We start from the raw sequence: 19,143 nt of genomic DNA, 5'->3' as shown, positions 1-19,143 counted from the left end.
CGAAACAAAGTAGCCGGAATGCACGTCGCCAACCGCACACGAAATTAGCAAATCGGAAATCCCCGGGCCTGGGATTTTGCCTTTTCTGGCTTGCATGCAACCTTCTGCCTTTCGGAACTCCTTTCGGCGCAGCTGCCAAAAAGCACCATAGCAGCTACCTATCGAATAAATCAGCGTTCTAAAAAAATAACAGACAAAGTGGCGCCGAAACAAAGTAATCGGAATGCACGTCGCCAATCGCACTCAGTAACCAGCGCTACTGATACACCTAACTGACTGTAGTCCTTATCAAACACCTCACCCGCAAACTATCCCGTTCCCCAAGCTTGACACCACCGTCCCAATCCTGTAAAATCACGGTACTAATTAAATCGCTAGTAGACCAATCATCATCGGGTGGTTGGAATAGGCATTTGCTTGTAGTCGTAGATGCGACGCGCTTCATGGCGTCGAAGACTTCAAGGCAAGTGCTTTTTGTTTGCGTAGAGGGAGAGTGACGTTGTGTCGGAAGTTATTTTAAAAGGAATGTTGATTAGTTTTGCGTTGGTGTCGTCGATTGGGATGCAAAACCTGTTTGTGTTTAACAACGCCATGAGTAATAAGCTTGGGCGGGCAATGTTGGTGGCGAGTTTTGTGTGGTTAGCGGATACGGCGCTGACGACGGTGGCCTTTCTTGGAATGGGCGCGTTGGTCAGCCGGTATTTGTGGTTGAAGTTAGCAATTATGCTGATTGGGGGCGTCATCGTGGCTTGGATGGGGTTTGGCATCTTACGGTCAGCTAACCAAATCGAGCTAGGTAAAGACGGGCAGCAAATGCCACTAAAAGAGGCGTTTGTGACTGCGTGGGTCGTGGCCTTTGCGAATCCACAAGCCATTATTGATACCAGCGTAACGCTGGGTGCGTTACGTGGAACGTTGGAAAACTGGCAGGCGTTACCGTTCTTAGGCGGCATTGTTTTGGCGACGGCTATTTGGTTTAGTGGCATTACGTTGATCGTTGGTAGTTTGAAGAACCGATTGCCGAAACGGGTGTTGATGTGGATCAACATTTTGTCGGGATTGATCGTAATGACTTACGGCGTTGTGCTGTTGTTTAAGGCGGTTCAGATTCTGCTTCATTTATAGATATTAGGTTGTCGCTTGTGTTCAGCGTAAGCATTCGTGTGTCTAGTTTGTGAAGTGTCGTAATTTGCGTGAACTGTCGATTCCGGTAAGCGGCTAGGTTCCTGCTGTGGGGCCGGCCTGAGCCGAAGGGCGGTCTCAGGCCTCAAATTCAAGCCTCGCCAAAATCCGTGCGAGTCTTGAATTTGTCCCCGATAATTTGCGGTTGTTGGAAGTTCGTCAACAACCACCAATTATCGCGACACAGCATCCACCTAGCCGCTTACCTACATCTCACATTGCGCAGTTCGGCACTATCGCAGAACATCTCAAAACGCGTTGAACGGTAATATTGTCTCGTCGAATCAGCATAAACGTGACGTTCAACCGATGAAGTTCAGCATCACTCAATCGGTGATTCATTGTGGTTACTGAGCATTGAGCACAATCGTTTCTTGCGGTTGTTTAGTTACCATTCAACGTTGCCATTACGCAGTTTCGTTAACTTCAGAATGTGACAGTCAGCGGTTCTGGTTACCGACAGCGCACCATGTAGCGGGAGGCGGAGGCGCGCGGGGCTCAGCAGTGTCGGTATGACTTGGGCAGTCGTGCCCCGTGGGGTTCGGGGTGCGAGTGCCTTAGTCATACGCGGGTCCGGAGAGATCCGGCACGGAAGTGGTCTTCTTCCGTTCCTAGCTCGTAGGCCCGCCACTGCGTTCCAGTCCCCGCATAGCGCCGGAGCCTCCCGCGGCATCATTCCACTATGTAAAACCAGAATCACTGAATTTCACAAACTAAACATGCTTACGCTGGACACAAACGACAACAAAAAGTGCCATTACCTCAAACGGGCAATGGCACTTTTTTGATTCACTTATAGTCGTTGTAACCGCAATGCGTTCAACACTGCTAATAACGTCACGCCAACGTCCGCAAAGACTGCTTCCCACATGCCGGCGATTCCGAGGGCGCCGAGTGCTAAGAAGCCAATTTTGATGACGAGGGCGAAGATGATGTTTTGCCAAACGATTTGTTTGGTGTGGTGGGCAATGGTAATGGCTTGAGCCAGTTTGGATGGTTGATCGTCCATAATGACGATGTCAGCCGCTTCAATGGCGGCGTCTGATCCCAGACCACCCATGGCAATGCCGACGTCTGCGCGGGCTAGAACGGGCGTATCGTTGATGCCGTCACCCACGAAGGCAACCTTTTGGTGTTGTGGGTGCGCCTGTTCAGTTAAGTCAGCCATCACGGCCACCTTTTGTTCTGGTAGGAGCTCGGCCTCAACCCGGTCTAAGCCAAGTTGCTGACCAATCGTGCCCGCAATGACGCAATTATCGCCGGTTAACAGCACCGTCTGTGTCACGCCTTCTTGCTTCAGCGTTTGAATGGCTTTGGCAGCATCGGGTTTCGGCTGATCCGCAACGGTGATGCGACCAACGTACTGGCCGTTAACCGCTACGTTGACCGTTGTTCCCAACGTTTCAGTATCGGGGACGGTGATTTGGTGAGCGGTCATTGCCTTAGCATTTCCCACGACAACAGTTTGACCATCGACCGTAGCGGTAACGCCGTGGCCGGCCTTTTCGGTTAAGTCGCTCACGGCGACCTGGCTAAGATCACCTTCGTAAGCCGTCACAATTGACCGTGCAATTGGGTGGGTCGATTGCTGTTCAACGGCGGCTGCAAGTTTCAATAACTCAGTTGCCGACATTGTATCCGTAGCGGGTTCAACCCCGTTAACGGTAAATTGACCCTGCGTCAGGGTTCCAGTTTTATCAAATGCCACCGTCTTCACGGCAGTCAAGGCTTCAAGAAAGTTACTGCCCTTGATCAAGATCCCGTGTCGAGAAGCCGCCCCGATGCCGCCGAAGAAACTGAGTGGTACTGAAATGACGAGGGCGCAAGGACAACTGATAACTAAGAAGACCAGTGCTCGGTTGATCCAAGTCGCCCAATCTCCAACTTGAAGGAGCGGTGGCACGATGGCGAGTAGTACGGCCAAGCCGACCACAACGGGTGTGTAAACTTTCGCAAAACGCTTAATGAATTTTTCAGTAGTTGTTTTTTTCTGGTTAGCATTTTCAACCAAATCCAAGATCCGCGCAATTGTGGATTCTTGGTAGGGTTTGGTTACCAGTACTTCGATCATACCGGTCAAGTTAATGGAACCACTTAGAACAACATCGCCGGGTTGAACGTCTTGTGGGAGCGATTCGCCGGTAAGTGCCGAGGTGTCTAAGCTGGTGGTCCCGGTGCGTAACTCGCCATCCAACGGTACCCGTTCACCCGGTTTGATGATTAGGAGTTGACCAGGCGTGACTTTTTCAGGGGCAACGGTTTTGGTACCCATCGCGGTTTTTACGGTCGCTGTAGTGGCTTTCACCGCCAGCAATGCTGAAATCGACTGTTTCGACTGGTTAACGGCAACGTCTTCAAACAGGTCGCCAACTTGATAAAATAACATGACCGCAATGGCCTCTGGATAGTCGCCCAGTAAAAGCGCGCCAATCGTAGCCACGGCCATTAAAAAGTTTTCATCAAAGAGTTCTCCGTGACGAATATTTTGAATCGATTGCCAGAGAACGTCATAGCTAACTAATAGATAACTAATTAAATAAGCAGAAATCATTGCCCATGACGCTGGTAAAAGTGGGGCAATTAATAATATAATGGTTGAGCTGGCTAGCGTGGCAATTGTCCGTTTGTGTTCCAAGAAACTGCGGAGACTTTGCCGGCGCCGAGCTGGATTGATGGTTTGGTTCATTTCGATCACCTCATAACGTATCTACATATGAACATATCTTCATATGTAGTATAACAGTTGCTCATATAAATACAAGTCATGGAGGCAAATTAGTTAAGATGGAAGACCCTAAACATTTGGAAATGGTTGAGCACCTAAAGCATCATTTAGGTGTTTCAGATGAACTGGAACGGATGGTTGCCCTGTTTAAAGCCTTGGGCGACGTTAACCGGGTCCGGATTATTTTAGCGTTGTCTCAAACGACGTTGAGCGTCACGGAACTGACAGAAGTTTTAGATTTAAGTCAATCGAGTATTTCACACCAGTTGAGTATCTTGAAGCAACGTAATCTGGTAAAGGGCACTCGAAGCGGGAAGAACATTCATTATAGTTTGGCCGATCAGCATATCATGAGTGTTGTGGGATTGGTGAAGGAACATGTGGCTGAAAATGAAAAGAAAAACGGTTAACGGATGGTATAAAAGAGAACGCAACTGATATTGGCCAATATCAGTTGCGTTCTCTTTTGGATTTTGGTTAAGTAACGCCCTTAGAGTGTCTGCATAAATGCGCTTAATTGATTTAAGCCATTTTGCAGTTCCGCATCTTCAAAGGCGTACCCGATGCGAAGCGCGTGTTCAACGTCAAACTCAGCGCCTGGAACGAGTAACACGCCCGTGGCTTTAAATAATTGGTCACAGAAGGTTTCGCTTGGTATATCAAAATCATATTGTAATAGTGCGGTTGTCCCAGCTTGGGGTTTTAGCCAACTAATATGTGGCTGTTGGTCGACCCAATCGCTTAATAACTGTAAATTGTGCCGGACGATGGCCCGATTGCGCTTTAAGATAATTTCTTTGTTGGCTAGGGCAACTTCAGCAATCATTTCATTAATAACGCCGCAACTGATCGTGTTGTAGTCACGATGTGAGAATAAGGTGTTCATGAACGCATCATCGTGAGAGGCAATCCAACCAAGCCGTAAGCCGGCTAACGAGAAGACCTTGGACATGCTGCTTGTAGAAATGCCTTTATCGTACAAGTCGATAATCGAAGGGGAATAGTCGTCCGTTTGGGTCAAATGACGATAAACTTCATCGCATAAAATATAGGCGTCGACTGATTGAGCAACGTTCACAATATTTTGAAGGTGTTCTCGTGGCATTAACGACCCAGATGGATTGTCGGGGTTGTTTAACACGATCAGTTTGGTTTTATCACTGACGAGTGATGTTAACTGATCAATATCGGGTAAGTAGTCATTTTCAGGAGTTAGGGCCAGTAACTTAACGGTGGCGCCGATTGATTCTGGAATGGACTGTAGTTGTTGATAGGTTGGGGTGACGACCACGACTTCATCACCGGGCTCAACGAGGGTGGTTAACGCGAGACTATTTGCCCCGATGGCACCGTGGGTGGTCACGACCTGGTTAGGACTCAAATGTTGATAAAGGTGCGTGATGTTTTCTAACAGGTCAGGCGCACCGGCAATATCGCCGTACGTTAAGCGAGTCGTTAACAATTTGTTGGTAAATGCCGCTTCATCAGTGTGAGTGAGCGCTAATAAATCTTGTAATGAGAGTGGCGAGACACAGGTTTCACCCAAGTTATACGTTGCGGTCGTTTCGTAATCATTCATCCATTGTTCAACGCCAAATGTTTTTAGTTTCATTTGCTTTTCCTCCTAAAGGTCGATCGAGTGACCAGCCGTTAATGTTTCAGCCTTTTCAAGGGCTAAGTTGGCGGCCGCGATATCCTGTAATGCGATGCCGGTACTATCAAATAAAGTAATTTGATTTGGCGTCCATTGATTTTGAGTTGAATTAGCCAGTAGATCACCAATTTCAGTCAGTTGATCTTCTTGCAAAATATTGGCGCGAATCGCATTTTGCGTTTCGCCAACTTGAGCAGCTTGTTGCCGATCATCAACGTAACTGTTGGCAGTTTTAAAGATGGTTTCGTCGACTTCTTGCTTGCCGGCCATATCAGCGCCGATGGTATTGAGGTGAGTGCCTGGTTGAACCCAGTCTGATTGAATCATTGCCTGAGTCGAAGGAGTTGCAGTGACGATGACTTGAGCGGTTTTAGTTGCGTTTTCGAGGTCATCACTAGCGGTTACCGTCAGATGAGCTAGTTGGGTTGTTAGTCGTTCATAAACGGCGGCGTGAGTATCGATCGTTGGGAGAAATTGTTCTGACAGTTGTTGGGTCAACGTTTCGGCTAGTTGGGTCGCTTTTTGTGGCGCAACTAAATCGACAATGGTGACGGTTGAAATGTGAGGTAACACGGTCAATTGGGCCATGATCTGGTAAAGTGCTTGGGCACCAGCACCAACAATCAGCAAGCTTGTGGCATCGGGGTTAGCCAAAAGGCGACTTGCAACCGCGCCGGCAGCCCCAGTTCGATAACCAGTTAAAGCGGCTGCGTTAACAACCCCCTTTGGTAACCCAGTTTGATCATCGTAAATGGTAACGGTGCCGTTCAGTTCCGGTAACCCTTTTGCTTCGTTTTCAGCGAACCAGGATAATAATTTAACCCCATACGCATGTTGAGATTTTAGATAACCCGACCGAATATCCATGTCAGCTTGATCTGAAATAAATTCATGGTAGATCATGGGCCAAATAACGCCCTGACCGGTGCCTTTATCTTGATAAGCCGTTTCAACGGCATCAATCACACTCGGAAAATCAAGTAACGTTTGTAAGTCACTGCTAGTTAAGATACGCATGATAACAACCTCCTGAGTTTTGGCGAATAACCAAAAAATGGTATCCATCGGCCTACTCTTATAACGCAAATGCGCCGTACCTACGAGTAAGACAATGAATACCATTCATCTTAAAGTTGATTATACCCGGTGATATAATCAACACGATTATTCTGTTGGGATAAATGTAGCATGAGTGCTAAGGGATGTCAAAATCATTTTTTATTTAGAGGTCATCGTGAATCAAGTCAATTTTAAGGCGGGATACCGGCAAAAGGCGTAGTGACGGCAGGTTTTTCTAATAAGAGAAAGGTCCTCACAGTTGAATTTCAATCAAATATAAAATGATTGGGGTTTTATATTGACAATTGTAAACAACGGCGCTATGATAATTACGAAGTTTACAAATGTAAACACAAAATACATAACCAACAAAAAGGAGCGTGAGCAACATGATTAAACTGATTGTCCTGATCGTCGGACTGGCCTTGATTGGCTTCATCGCTTGGTGGTTCTTCGGTAAGCACGAAGTGGCAACCGGAACCGCCACTGTCACGGATGATGTTCAAAGTATCGACGTGAACGTTAAAGGCGGCTACGACCCAGAAACGGTCGTTCTCAAGCAGGGGGTTCCCGCTGTGCTGAACTTTACCCGGCAAGATCCATCGAGCTGTTTGGACCGGGTCGTCTTTCCGGATTTTGGTATCAACCGGGAATTACCCAAGGGTGAAGAACAGTCAATTAAAATCGATACCAGCAAGGCCGGCGAATACCAGTGGGCTTGCGGGATGGACATGTTTCACGGGAAGTTGATTATTAAATAACGAAAGTCTAGGAGGACACGATCATGAGTGAAAACGTACAAAATGCTAAAGTTGAAGTTGCCGGGGGCTACAACCCAGAAGTTGTCACATTAAAGCAGGGCGTTCCTGCCACCATTACCTTTACCCGGACGAGTGATCAAGGTTGTCTTGATGTGGTTCACTCCAAGGATTTTGATTTCGAAACCGAACTGCCATTAAACGAAGCCAAGACCGTCACCGTAAACACGGATCAGGCGGGTGAATTTAACTTCAGTTGCGGGATGGACATGTTCTTCGGGAAAGTGGTGATCAAGTAATGAGTATTAACAGTCGCTTTTGGGTGTCATTGGTGATGTCAGTGCCAATGGTAGCCGAAATGGTGCTTCACCCGTTGACCGGGTGGATGCTGCCTGGCGGCGAATGGACAATGCTGGGATTGACGACCATCGTAATGGCGGTGTCGGCGGGTCCGTTCATGCAAAGTGCCTGGGCATCATTTCAAAAGCACCACTCTAACATGGATACCTTAGTTGCGATTGGGACGGCGACGGCTTATCTGTATAGTATTTATGCGATGATCACCCATCAAGCCGTGTTCTTTGAATCAGCTGCGGTAGTGACGACCTTCGTGCTACTTGGCCAGGTGTTTGAAGAACGAATGCGTAACAATGCGTCAAATGCCGTAGAGAAGTTGGTCGATTTACAAGCTAAAACCGCTGAAGTATTACGTGACGGTGAGTTTGTCAAAGTACCACTGGCTGAGGTTGTGGTTGGTGACACCATCCGGGTCAAACCGGGCGAAAAGGTCGCTGTTGACGGCGTGATCACACAAGGCACTTCAACCATCGATGAATCGATGGTCACCGGCGAAAGTATGCCGGTGGAAAAGGGTGTCGGTGACCACGTGATCGGCTCAACCATCAACAGTAACGGGAGCTTCCAGTTCCAAGCTGAAAAGGTTGGCGAAGATACCATGCTGGCCCAAATCGTGGAACTGGTCAAGAAGGCTCAAAATAGCCACGCGCCAATTCAAAAGTTAACGGATAAAGTGTCAGACATCTTCGTGCCAATCGTGTTGATGTTGGCGATTTTAACCTTCTTAATTTGGTACGTGTTCATTGGTGCCAGCGTTGCCAACGCCTTGATTTTTGCGGTGTCAGTTGTCGTGATTGCCTGCCCATGTGCGCTTGGCCTAGCCACCCCAACGGCCTTAATGGTCGGGACGGGTCGGAGTGCCAAGATGGGTATTTTGATCAAAAATGGCGAAGTGCTTGAAGCCGTGAACGATGTGACAACGGTGGTGTTTGATAAAACCGGGACCATTACGGTTGGGCAACCAGCTGTGACGGATGTCATCGGGGATGCAACGCAGGTGTTGACCGTTGCGGCAGGACTGGAAGAAGCTTCGGAACACCCATTGGCTGCGGCGATTATGACTAAGGCAAAGACCGATGCCATTACCGTGCCAATAACGAGCGATTTCAAAGCTATCGAAGGTAAGGGTGTCGAAGCCAGCGTTGACGGTCAGACCGCCTTCGTTAGGAACGATAAACTACTGGCAGATTATCAAATTAGTGCTGATTTGAAACAACGCGCGCAACAACTACAAGATGAAGCCAAGACGGTGGTTTACGTTGGGCTGGGCGCTCAAGTGATTGGTTTGATTGCGATTCAAGATGCCCCAAAGCCAACTTCTAAAGAAGCCATTGCTGCGTTGAAGTCACGGGGTTTGAAGACTGTGATGTTGACTGGTGATAACCAACGGGTTGCGCGAGCGATTGCGGATCAAGTTGGTATTGACGACGTGATTGCGGATGTTTTGCCAGGTGATAAGGCTGACCACATCAAGACGTTACAGCAGGACGGTAAAGTCGCCTTTGTTGGTGACGGCATCAACGATGCGCCGGCATTAACGACCGCTGACGTTGGGATCGCCATGGGTTCTGGGACCGATATCGCCATTGAATCTGGTGGTATCGTGTTGGTGAAGAACGATCTCCGTGACGTTGATCGGGCGTTAGCCTTGAGTAAGAAGACCTTCAACCGAATCAAATTGAACCTGTTCTGGGCGTTTATCTACAACGTTCTTGGGATTCCAGTGGCAGCTGGGGTGTTCTTCGCGATTGGCATTACGTTGAGTCCGGAACTCGCTGGGTTAGCGATGGCGTTTAGTTCGCTATCCGTTGTGACGAGTTCGGTATTGTTGAATAAGGCGAAGATTTCAACACGGGTCCAACCTGCCTAAAGCATTAGAAAAGTATCATGAACGGCTCTCCTTGGGCGTTCGTGGTACTTTTTTTCATGGTATGATAATTAAAAAGGAGGTGGCCACTATGCAGAATCGTTTTTCAATCGGTGAAATGGCCAAATTACACCAAACGACAGTCAAGACGTTACGCTATTACGACCAAATCGGCCTATTTAAGCCGGCCGAAACCGCACCGCAAAGTGGCTACCGGTATTACACAACGGCCCAGTTTGAACGGTTAAATACGATTCAGTACCTCCAAGCATTGGGGTTATCGCTCAAAGAGATTCAAGCGCACTTGGCGCAACCGGACTTAGGCACGTTTAGGACGTTACTCCAAGAACAGGAACACCTTGCAGATCAGCGCATTCAAGAACTTATTCGCATGAAGCGCCGGTTTCACGCACGCCTGCAAGACCTTGACGAGGCACAACGAGTTGATCAACTGGAAACACCAGTCATTCAAACGTTACCCGCCCGTCAAATCGTGACGCTGACGCAGCCGATTCGCAGTGAACCCGATTTAGAACTGGCACTTCGGCACTTGGCGACTGAAGCGGGCCTTGCACCCGCCATTTTTATTGGCGGGGTTGGCCTAACCATTTCCCGGGAAAACATTATTGCCCGTCATTTTCATAGTTACCAAAGCGTCTTCATTCTAGTGCCGGAACCGGTGACTGGCCCGTTAGCGGGGACGTTACCGGGTGGTGATTACGCTTGTATTTACTATAATGGTAATCATCAACAATCACGTGCGGCGTATGAAACGTTGCTAACCTTCGTTCAAACGGCCGGCTACCAAATCACTGGTGATGCGGTGGAACGCACCGTGATCGACCAGTACGTATCAAAAAATGCCGCAGATTATCTCACTACGATTCAACTCCCAATTCAGCGTTGACTCTCCAGTAAGGGGAGGGTTTAAACTAGAAGCATTAACTTAAGGGAGTCGTTAACATGATTGGGACGATATTTAACACGATAATGATCATCGTAGGGAGCACGGTGGGCAGTATTTTTAAACGGGGACTAAAACCCCAGTATCACGATATTTTGATGCAGGCGTTGGGCCTAGCCGTTGTTGGGTTGGGGTTAAATGCCACGATTCAGCACATGCCTGATAGCCACTATCCGGTGCTGTTCATCGTCAGTTTGGCGTTGGGTGGTTTGATTGGGCAGTGGTTAGATCTAGAAGGCCGCTTTGATCGCGGATTGGCGCGGTTTTCCGGTAAGAGTAACCTTGCTGAAGGGCTGTCGACGGCGATTTTGCTGTTTTGTATCGGGACTCTGTCGATCGTAGGGCCAATTGAAGCGGCGTTGAAGCACGATTATACCTACTTGATGACTAACGGGATGCTGGATGGGATTACGTCGATGGTGCTGGCGGCGTCCTTTGGTATCGGCATCATGATTGCGGCGGCGGTGCTGTTTATTTGGCAGGGGAGTATCTACCTGTTGGCAACGCTGATGCATGCGGCCATTAGTAATGCTTTATTGAATGAAATCTCAATCGTTGGGGGCATTTTGATTCTGGCTTCGGGATTGAGTATTCTCGAAATTAAGAAGGTGCATACGTTGAATTTACTGCCGTCATTGGCGGTGCCACCGCTGTTTTTTATTGCGTTGGCGTTGTTTGGCCGGTGAGGCGGAAGTTCTGGTTGGTAGCCGGAACTTTTTTAGTATGGAAGGGATGATAAGTTCTCGGGGTGAGGCAATTGCCGGGAAATCAGTTATGATACCATTTTGTATGCTGTGTAAGTTTCAGCAATCGACAGTAAAAACCGACCACCTAAGCCAGCCGCATGCTAACTTAGGTGGTCGGTTTTAATGTTCATCATTAGGTTTCAACTTCGTAAAGCAGGCCACAATCACGTTGATTACCATAATTGATCCGTAAATCGTCACGAAGTTCAAAACGGGTGAATTCAACCAACGGTCATTTACGATGATCACTGCCAGATAGCCTACTAGCCAAACAACCGTCAACCCGCCTCGCAACCAAGGCAGGGTACTGACCCGATTGCGTTGCTTAAGCGTTGGATAATGCCGTTCAATTAAGGTGATCACCAGCAGGTAGATGGCCAAAATCAACGCACCATACAAGATGATTTGACCGAACGACAAGCGAAGCAGTGGTAGCATCATTGCCATCAAAATCAACCAACTGATCAACGTATACGCACCGTATTTTAAATCAACCATCTCGATTCCCTCCCATCACCTAGAAGGTATCATACCGAGTGCGATTTGTCGTAACCGGTGACTTCATTTTGACTGACTGCTAAAACTGTTCCAAAAGATCGTGCTTGGGTGAGTAGCGGGTCAATAGGAAGATTACCGAAACGATTCCTAACACGATGCAGTACCAACTGTATGGCACGATTGCCGCGGCCGAAATCTGAGCGATTGCGCCAGCCATCAGTAGTTGGCCACCATATGGAATTAGCCCCTGTCCCACGCAGGAAAAGACGTCGAGGATGCTGGCCGTATACGATCTAGAGATGCCATAGGTTTCCGATAAATCTCTAGCGATTGGGCCCGCAATCATAATTGATACGGTGTTATTCGTCGTGATCACGTCCAGTAACAGAATCAAAAAGGCAATCGCAAACTTTCCACCACGAGTCCCCCGCGCGTGCTTCCTGATCTTATCCAGCAACCACTGAATGCCACCCATGTGGGTCATCAGCGCTGCCAAGCCACCAACCACGATGGAAATCAACGAAATATCAGCCATCGCTAACATTCCTTTGTGGGCCGCATCCATTGCACCGATGAAGTCAAATTCACCGTAGCCCATGCCGATTACCACGGCTGATACGATACCCAGTAATAGGACTAATAGCACGTTTAAATTTAAAAACGACAGCCCAATCACCACTAGGTACGGTAGAATTTTCAGCCAGTGGATTGCACCTAAGTCACCTAAATGTGCTTGGCCAACCGGCGCCATCATCAGTAGCGCAATGGTGATAGCTACCGCTGGAATCACCATGATCAGGTTCGTCTTGAATTTAGCGAAAATGGTCACGCCCTGTGTTTTAGCAGAAACGATGGCGGAACCCGAAATCAGTGAGAGGTCATCGCCAAACATGGCGCCACTCACGACTACCCCGGCCATTAGTGCCATGTTGATATGGGCGATTTGGGCAATGCTAGCCGCAATTGGCATCAGCGCCGCAACGGTTCCCATGGACGTTCCCATCGCAAAACTTAGGATACAGCCAAGGATGAAGACCCCTGGTACTAGGAAGGAATGGGGAAGGTACGTCAGGCCAATGTTGGTGATCGTCTCCACCGCGTGCATCGCTTTCGTCACGTAGTAAAAGGCGCCAGCCAACATAAAGATTACGATCATCAGCATCATAGTGTCCTGCCCGGCACCCTTGAAGAACACGGTCAACTTGTCATTGAATTTATCATCACGGTTATCACCCTTCAAACAAAAGGCCATGACGCTTGCCATCACCATGGCCACCAATAATGGCAAATTATCAAAGCTTCCAGTCAAAATGCCCGAGCTAATGTATAAAATCAGAAAAAAGAGCAGTGGTAACAACCCAACGAAGTTACCCTGCGGTGTCTTAGCGTTCACAATAGTTCCTACTTTCAGTTAGTTTTCCGACTGATTATAGCAAGTGGAATTGGGAATTTAATGAGAGTGTGCGGAGCGAGGCGGTTAGAAGGCGGCGTGGTAGCCAGAAGGCACGTGGTTGACAAACTCCTCCTACGTCAGGAACCCTAGAAATAACAGCCCAAGCGGCGCTGAATTTTGTCGCCCGAACGAGCGCCTTTCACGGCGACTTTGGCGAGCGAAGCGATGCCAAACAGCATACATCCAAAATCGAACCTAACACTTGCGCTTTTCACAAACAACAAAAAAACCGAACACAAAAAGCGTGCTCGGTTCAGCAAAACGAATTTAATCATTCAAAGTAAACTGCAACTTCATCTGTGGTTCACCCAGTGCCAGCATTTGCCCGAGAAGCTTGTTGGCGTTCTTGCGGGTGATGTCGGCCATTTGGTTGTTGATGTCTTCAAGGTAAGCAGGCAGGTCGGCTTGGTCGGCAGCGGCCTTGTCAGCTTGAATTTGAAGGTTGCGGCAAGCGGCAACGGTGTGTTCTTCAAACAGATTTTCCTGATCTTCGTACAAACCGAAGTTGCTGTCGCCGATGAGGGCCATGATATTGCTCAACCAGTACATGTTGGTTGGGTCGCATTCACCAGTGGTGCTCTTGTAAGCCAGAGGCGTATCTTTGACGTTAGCGTAAAATGGCACAACAGCGTTAAAGGTGTTAGGGCCAAATGCTAACCAGTGAATACCAGCGATTTCAGCTGGAACATCGTTTCTAATCTGGAGGATGTGCAATTCCTGATTCCGGTTAATACCGATTGGCCGGAACTGCTTCTTCTCGGCTTCGGTTCCGGTACCATAAGGATCGTAAGGGGTGTTTTGGTAGTGAGAACTCAACACGAACTTAACGTCTTCCACGCTGATCTTCTTTTGCGTCCGGCAGATAAATGGCAGATCTTGATCGATTGGCGTGGTGTCAAATTCAGGGTTGAAATACTTTTGACCATACCAAGCCCGTGGGTTGTTGTAACGGGTATCCTTGATCGTGGCACTCCCGAAGATGTGGCGAAGGTTCACTTGGTCACGGTCGGGGTTCAAGTGGTAGGTTTCAATCAATTCTGGGAGATCAGCGGCGTAAAGCGTGTCGTCTGAATCAAAGTCGAATTGGTCGATGTTCATGCGGTTAGGGGCGATGACGTAAGCATCGTCTGGAATCCGGATGGCAGCCCAGTGGTGACCGGCGATGGATTCAAAGTACCAAACTTCATCCTTGTCAGAGAAAGCCATGGCGTTGAGTTCGTAAGTCCCGTATTTTTCCAACAAGGCCCCTAAGCGTTTAACGCCTTCACGAGCGGAGTGGATGTAAGGTAGGGTGATCGTTGTAATGTCTTCTTCACCAATCCCGTCGTCAACCAAGGGATCGACCCCTAAAATTCGGGAGTTGGAGGTGATGGTTTCCGTAGCGGTCATGGCCACGTTATCACTGTTGATCCCGGCAGCGGCCCAGAGTCCGTGGCCGTCAGTGCCTTCTGGGGTTGAGGTGTAAGCCAGTGGGTTGTCAGGGAGGTCAATGGCGACCTTACTGAGGACCGCTTGGTAGTGGCGTGGTTGGTCTTCAGGCTTAACCACCACAAACTTCTGAGGGTTCAATGGTGCAGCCCCGTCTTCGTTTCGAGCAATCATGGTTGAGCCGTCAATGGAGGCGTTCTTTCCCACTAATACTGTGGTACAAGAACCCTTGATCCGTTTAGTCATAAATAGAGCATCTCCTCAATTAGAATTACGGTTTAATTGTAGGGCATTTATCGGCAAAAAGCGAGGCTCTGGCTCGCTGAAAAAATGGTGAATGTTTCATGTGAAACATTTAATTGTTTGCCACAAGTTGCCCCAAATTTTTCAATGTGATAGGATACAAGGAACAAAACAGCACATTACCACCGGGTAAGCAGCACGAGGTGGCATTCCGTTAGGTCGTTGAAGGAATGCCGCAGCGGGCTGCTTTTTTGCGTTGGTAGTGGGGCAAATTTTTAGGAGGATAAGATGATGGCTTGGATTTATTTAGTGATTGCGGGAATTTTTGAAGTGGTTTGGGCGAGCTTTTTAAAGCTGAGTGCGGGGTTCTCGCACTTAGGCTGGTCGGTTGCAACGATTATCGGGATGGTGTTGAGCTTTCTCTTCTTAGCGAAGGCCACGCATCAATTACCGTTGAGTTTGGCTTACCCGATTTGGACCGGCATTGGGGCACTTGGGACGGTAATCGTTGGGGTTATGGTGTTTGGTGATCGTTTGAATCCGTTGACTTGGGTGTTTGTTGGCGTACTGTTAATTGGGATTATCGGCATTAAGCTAACGACAAACTAAAAACACCGGCACCCTTGAGACGCCAGTGTTAGTTAAGAAATAGCTGACCTTTAAGTGACTAACTTTCGCAGATGGCACCGTCCGCGTTATTTGGCAATAAGGCGGGTTTGCCCGTGTAGTAGCCTTGCACGATATCACAGGGGTAATCGTGTTGCACAACGGCGAGGTCGTGGGCACTTTCAAGCCCCTCGATTGCTAACATTTTGTCGTTTTCTTGCGAGAGGTCGTACCAAAAATTCAGTTCTGGCGCGATATCGCTAATGTGGGCAAATGGCCGGAAGTTCTGGAAGGCAAACTTGTATTCATCGATGTAGTCGTTGAGTTTGAACACGAGACTAGGCGTGTTATCGCCGGTCCCAACGTCATCCATGCAAACCAGTAACCCGTAATCGTGGAACCGCTTGGCTGCTGCGAGTAATTGCGAGTCAGTGACCCGTGGATCAGTGCGTTCGGTTAGCTCAGTGAACAGCCGAATTGAGGTTGTCGCTTGAACGCGAGCCACCATGTCGATGTACACCGGATCAATGAACTGTAGCTGTTCAAGGTTAAACGATAAAATGGTGATCGATTCAGGCATGGTACGTAGTGCTTTGGTTAATAGGCGTTCGATTTCGTCTGCCGAAATATCGCCGAAGTTGGTAGGCAAAACCCATTGATTGCCGCGGTATTCACGAATAAAGAGCTCGTAGCCGACTGGCACGTCAGTGGGCTGTTGCGCTGCAAATTTGGGTTGGCCTTAAAACGTCATCAATAGATATCCCTCCAATTTTATCAGGTGAATTAAAAACGACCCGAGCATGTCGTATAAGAACACATGCGCGGGTCGTGGCGTTGGTTAAGTCCAACACTTGAGCGTTTTTTACATTCAATTTTTAACTTCCTGATTTACTGCCTCCAGTATACGGGGTTAACTAATGAAGTTCAAGGGTAAATTTAACAAATTCTAATATAAGTAAGACTACTAAACGATAGTTAAAAAACGTCTAGACCGGTAATGAAACCGGTCTCACTTAAAATTGATTGACAAACCTATCTTGTAGTTTAAAATACTACGTAACTAGTATTTAAAACTACGAAAAAGATGAGGGTCATGAGATGCAGACAAAAATCGCGTTGATCGTGGATTCAGCTTCCGACGTACCGGGAGAAATTCTGGCGCAGTACCAAAATATTGAAGTCGCACCGATGCTGGTCACAATGGCGGATGGGAACACCTATCTTGACCGCGAAACCATTCAACCGGATGAGTTTTACCAACAATTGGCGGCTAACGATACGTTGCCCAAAACAGCGAGTCCCACTGTTGGGAGTGTGAAGGCTCAAGTTGAGCGACTGCAGGAACAAGGGTTTACACAGATTATTGGCATCACGATTTCCAGTGGGTTATCAGTGAGCTATTCGGTATTCAAGCAGGTCGCGGCCGACGCTGAGACCGAGATGACGGTGGTGGACACTAAAAACATCGGTATCGGCAGCGGGCTATTCGCAGTCTACGCGGAGCAACTGATCGATAACGGCCTCGCCTACCATGACATCGTGGCTCGGCTTCAAAACGCGGTGGCCGACAGTAAGGTGTATTTTTACATTCCAACGTTAAAATACCTGCGGGCGGGTGGTAGAATTGGAAGAGTAGCTGGTTTACTGGGCACGATGCTCAGTATCAAGCCAGTCATTTCCTGCGATGAGAATGGGATCTACTATCCGATGACCAAAGCGCGTACTGAAGCGAAAGCTGTTTCCAAACTAATTGCGGCAGCGGTGGCTACCGCTGAAGGGCAACCCGACTTCCGAATCGCGGTAACCCAAGGGGCTAACCCGGCGCTGCTGGCGAAGGTGGTTGCGAAACTGCAAGCCCGGTTCCCGAACCAGTTGATCTACACCGGTAACGTGTCGCCCGCATTAGGCGTGCACACGGGTCCCGGTTTGGTGGGGGTTGCGGTACAGGTGGGCGTGACCCACTAACGGATTGAATCGGCACTGATCTGAGCAGGAACCTTAACGATAACTGGAGGCAAATATGACGATGCAGACGACCGACCCAACTGAATTAAGATTACCGCTGTGGGCTGAATTACCGCAATTTAGTCTGCATTTGGACCAATTATTAGACATTACCAACATGGTGCTGACACCGATTACGGATGATCAAGTGACCAAGACCATGATGCACAACTACTTTAAGGCGGAGATCATTATGGCGCCGGTGAAAAAACGCTACACGCAAGGGCACTTAGCTGGTGCCATTGTGGTGGGGTTACTGAAAAACGTGTTCGCGCTGACCGAGTTGAAGCAGGCGATGGGCTGGTTACTGGCAGACGCGCCGGCACAGGAGGCCTACGATAACTTCGTGAAGTTGTTTAATGAGCAGGCGGCGCAACAGGGCCAGTTAGCCACGCAGGAACCAGTCAGTGTTGATTTAACGACTGCTTCACCGGCAACCGTGATGCAGTATGAAGCCGTTCAAGCCGTGTTGCACTGGTTGGCGGCCAAGCGGGTATTAAAGGATTACGAAAAATAGTCGTATACCTCATGGGGGTATACCGGAATATCATGAGAAAGATAATTCGGTGGGCTTGTAAGCGAATTCACGTTATAATGGAAGGTATCAATCTAACTAGATAAAGAGGACTTCCACATGATTATTAATCCACTGAAACAAGCAGTTCCGCACTACACTGGGATTCCAGCGACTGATGAGCCGGAAGTGGCCATCATTAACGCTCGGCAGGCACCATTTTACTCGTGGCACGCCAGCGCATTTGTACACGACCACAAGACCGTGTTGGTACTGGCAAATGACCGAACGAAGACGGCGACGTTACTGATTGGCGTTGATGATGCTGATCAGTCACAGTTGTCAGAGCAGATCAAACAAGCTATTCGGGTAGCTTTTGAAGCCAGCGATGTGGCTGAAGCCGATATTGACACCTACTTTGAAAACGCGGGTGACTTAGCGTTAGGTGAAGCTTTCGACCGCTCAACGTTACCGGTTATTAAAGACTTTGTGAGCTGGTTACAGGCCAACTATGGCCCTGGCGAACTTCCACTTGATCAGGTCGTGAACCGGGCTGTTATCGAACGGTTAGTGAGCGTGCCCGTGTTGACGGTGCCTTCACATTCATCGAAGAGTGAGTTGGCAACGGCGATTAGTGAGTTTTCATAATACGACAATTTAAAAAGGTCACCGAAAATGCCGATTTTTGGCATCTGCGGTGACCTTTTTTACTGTCGTTTGTGTCCAGCGTAAGCATCATTGATGTGAGTTTGTGAAATGTGATTTGTGTGAACTGACGATTCCGGTCAGCGACTAGGTTCCAGCTGTGGGGCCGGCCTGAGCCAAAGGGCGGTCTCAGTCCTCAAATTGAAGCCTCGCCAAAAACCGTGCGAGTCTCCAATTTGTCCCCGATAATTGGCAGTTGTCGGAAGTTCGTCAACAACCACCAATTATCGCGACACAGCTTCCACCTAGTCGCTGACCGGAATCTCACATTGCACAATTCGGCACTATCGCAAAACATCTCAAAACGCGTTGAACGGTAACGTCATCTTATCAAATCAATATAGACGTGACGGTCAACTGATGAAGCTCGGCATCACGCA

The 19,143-nt window shown here is 48.5% G+C and carries 18 protein-coding genes; 11 read left to right on the top strand and 7 right to left on the bottom strand.

Going from position 1 to position 19,143, the window contains the following annotated elements:
- Positions 1-501 precede the first annotated feature (501 nt).
- On the top strand, positions 502-1,125 hold the full coding sequence (locus ACYVR3_RS01690) for a LysE/ArgO family amino acid transporter (RefSeq protein WP_461242873.1): 624 nt from the start codon (positions 502-504) through the stop codon (positions 1,123-1,125).
- Between the two features lie 850 nt (positions 1,126-1,975).
- Here ACYVR3_RS01690 and ACYVR3_RS01685 read toward each other — a convergent pair.
- A complete protein-coding gene (locus ACYVR3_RS01685; protein WP_461242872.1) occupies positions 1,976-3,868 on the bottom strand; it encodes a heavy metal translocating P-type ATPase in 1,893 nt (630 codons plus the stop codon).
- Between the two features lie 98 nt (positions 3,869-3,966).
- On the opposite strand from ACYVR3_RS01685, the gene ACYVR3_RS01680 reads away from it, so the two are divergent.
- On the top strand, positions 3,967-4,317 hold the full coding sequence (locus ACYVR3_RS01680; RefSeq protein ID WP_461242871.1) for an ArsR/SmtB family transcription factor: 351 nt from the start codon (positions 3,967-3,969) through the stop codon (positions 4,315-4,317).
- A gap of 80 nt (positions 4,318-4,397) precedes the next feature.
- Here the strand turns inward: ACYVR3_RS01680 and ACYVR3_RS01675 are convergent, their stop codons facing one another.
- Both ACYVR3_RS01675 and ACYVR3_RS01670 read right to left on the bottom strand, forming a co-directional pair.
- Complete coding sequence (locus ACYVR3_RS01675) at positions 4,398-5,519, bottom strand: aminotransferase (RefSeq protein WP_461242870.1); 1,122 nt, start codon at positions 5,517-5,519, stop codon at positions 4,398-4,400.
- 12 nt (positions 5,520-5,531) lie between these two features.
- Positions 5,532-6,578 (bottom strand): ornithine cyclodeaminase family protein, encoded by a 1,047-nt coding sequence (locus tag ACYVR3_RS01670; RefSeq protein ID WP_461242869.1) that lies wholly within the window; start codon positions 6,576-6,578, stop codon positions 5,532-5,534.
- A 431-nt stretch (positions 6,579-7,009) separates the two neighbouring features.
- On the opposite strand from ACYVR3_RS01670, the gene ACYVR3_RS01665 reads away from it, so the two are divergent.
- The 5 genes from ACYVR3_RS01665 (at position 7,010) to ACYVR3_RS01645 (ending at position 11,252) form a co-directional block, all read left to right on the top strand.
- Positions 7,010-7,381, top strand: a complete 372-nt coding sequence (locus tag ACYVR3_RS01665) for a cupredoxin domain-containing protein (protein WP_461242868.1) — start codon at positions 7,010-7,012, stop codon at positions 7,379-7,381.
- A 23-nt stretch (positions 7,382-7,404) separates the two neighbouring features.
- On the top strand, positions 7,405-7,677 hold the full coding sequence (locus ACYVR3_RS01660; RefSeq protein ID WP_054734832.1) for a cupredoxin domain-containing protein: 273 nt from the start codon (positions 7,405-7,407) through the stop codon (positions 7,675-7,677).
- On the top strand, positions 7,677-9,605 hold the full coding sequence (locus ACYVR3_RS01655) for a copper-translocating P-type ATPase (RefSeq protein WP_461242867.1): 1,929 nt from the start codon (positions 7,677-7,679) through the stop codon (positions 9,603-9,605). The genes ACYVR3_RS01660 and ACYVR3_RS01655 overlap by 1 nt, the downstream gene beginning before the upstream one ends.
- A gap of 88 nt (positions 9,606-9,693) precedes the next feature.
- A complete protein-coding gene (locus ACYVR3_RS01650; RefSeq protein WP_461242866.1) occupies positions 9,694-10,509 on the top strand; it encodes a MerR family transcriptional regulator in 816 nt (271 codons plus the stop codon).
- Positions 10,510-10,565: 56 nt separating this feature from the next.
- The gene (locus ACYVR3_RS01645) at positions 10,566-11,252 is read left to right on the top strand and encodes a DUF554 domain-containing protein (protein WP_461242865.1); all 687 of its coding nucleotides are present in this window, start codon (positions 10,566-10,568) and stop codon (positions 11,250-11,252) included.
- A gap of 180 nt (positions 11,253-11,432) precedes the next feature.
- On the opposite strand, the gene ACYVR3_RS01640 is transcribed toward ACYVR3_RS01645, so the two are convergent.
- The 3 genes from ACYVR3_RS01640 to ACYVR3_RS01630 form a co-directional block, all read right to left on the bottom strand.
- On the bottom strand, positions 11,433-11,810 hold the full coding sequence (locus tag ACYVR3_RS01640; protein WP_461242864.1) for a hypothetical protein: 378 nt from the start codon (positions 11,808-11,810) through the stop codon (positions 11,433-11,435).
- Between the two features lie 79 nt (positions 11,811-11,889).
- The gene (locus tag ACYVR3_RS01635) at positions 11,890-13,203 is read right to left on the bottom strand and encodes a Na+/H+ antiporter NhaC family protein (RefSeq protein WP_461242863.1); all 1,314 of its coding nucleotides are present in this window, start codon (positions 13,201-13,203) and stop codon (positions 11,890-11,892) included.
- Between the two features lie 327 nt (positions 13,204-13,530).
- A complete protein-coding gene (locus tag ACYVR3_RS01630) occupies positions 13,531-14,937 on the bottom strand; it encodes a C69 family dipeptidase (RefSeq protein ID WP_461242862.1) in 1,407 nt (468 codons plus the stop codon).
- Between the two features lie 288 nt (positions 14,938-15,225).
- On the opposite strand from ACYVR3_RS01630, the gene ACYVR3_RS01625 reads away from it, so the two are divergent.
- Entirely contained in the window at positions 15,226-15,543 is a 318-nt protein-coding gene (locus ACYVR3_RS01625; protein ID WP_461242861.1) for a DMT family transporter, read from the top strand.
- 58 nt (positions 15,544-15,601) lie between these two features.
- Here ACYVR3_RS01625 and ACYVR3_RS01620 read toward each other — a convergent pair whose 3' ends face one another.
- Complete coding sequence (locus tag ACYVR3_RS01620; protein WP_461242860.1) at positions 15,602-16,243, bottom strand: EAL domain-containing protein; 642 nt, start codon at positions 16,241-16,243, stop codon at positions 15,602-15,604.
- A 395-nt stretch (positions 16,244-16,638) separates the two neighbouring features.
- Here ACYVR3_RS01620 and ACYVR3_RS01615 point away from each other — a divergent pair, with 395 nt between their 5' ends.
- From ACYVR3_RS01615 to ACYVR3_RS01605, 3 genes are all read left to right on the top strand, one after another.
- A complete protein-coding gene (locus ACYVR3_RS01615) occupies positions 16,639-17,505 on the top strand; it encodes a DegV family protein (RefSeq protein WP_461242859.1) in 867 nt (288 codons plus the stop codon).
- Between the two features lie 55 nt (positions 17,506-17,560).
- A complete protein-coding gene (locus tag ACYVR3_RS01610; RefSeq protein ID WP_461242858.1) occupies positions 17,561-18,061 on the top strand; it encodes a DUF1836 domain-containing protein in 501 nt (166 codons plus the stop codon).
- A 117-nt stretch (positions 18,062-18,178) separates the two neighbouring features.
- Positions 18,179-18,706 (top strand): DUF6933 domain-containing protein, encoded by a 528-nt coding sequence (locus tag ACYVR3_RS01605; protein ID WP_461242857.1) that lies wholly within the window; start codon positions 18,179-18,181, stop codon positions 18,704-18,706.
- Positions 18,707-19,143: the final 437 nt, after the last annotated feature.

It is taken from the genome of Secundilactobacillus muriivasis, from assembly GCF_054785195.1.
Note: the sequence above shows the minus strand (reverse complement) of the source record. Positions and strands in the feature narration are given on the sequence as shown.